This window comes from Gluconobacter aidae, assembly GCF_009547075.1.
GTDB lineage: Bacteria > Pseudomonadota > Alphaproteobacteria > Acetobacterales > Acetobacteraceae > Gluconobacter > Gluconobacter aidae.
In genome coordinates this window covers 1-473 of record NZ_WIPH01000111.1, presented here as the reverse complement: position 1 = coordinate 473, position 473 = coordinate 1, and the positions used below count along the sequence as shown (strand labels likewise).

General features: G+C 61.9%; 1 pseudogene. It reads right to left on the bottom strand.

Annotated elements, in window-relative coordinates:
* Nucleotides 1–79: 79 nt before the first annotated feature.
* A pseudogene (locus GFJ39_RS13945) lies at nucleotides 80–473 on the bottom strand (helix-turn-helix domain-containing protein); the annotation flags it as partial.

Sequence of the window (473 nt, the reverse complement as noted above, 5' to 3'; positions counted from 1 at the left end):
GAAGCCCAGGTTTCATCAATGAAGACCAGCCGCGCCGGATCGAGATCGGGCTGGGCATCGAACCACTCCTGCCGTCGTGTCAGGATGTCCGGCCGGTCCTGTTCCGCCGCGTGAGCGGTCTTTTTTTCCATGTGATCTTATGACGCGCGAAGAAACGCCACAGCGTGCCGATTGCAAAGTGATGGCCGTTCTCAGCCAGTCGGGCGCGGATCTCGGCCAGGGTCAGATCGCCCTTCTCCGCGATCAGCGCATGAATACACTCTGCCTGCGCCTCAATCCGGTGAGACAGACGATCCCCGCCACGGGGGCTGGCAGCAGGACTGCCGGTCGTAGCGGCAAGAGCGCACCAGCGAACCGCACTTGCCGGACTGACGCCAAACCGTTCAGCCGCCTGACGCCGCGACAGACCATTCGAAACGGCCGCAACAACACGTTCGCGGAGATCCAGAGACAATGTGCGTGATGACATCCAC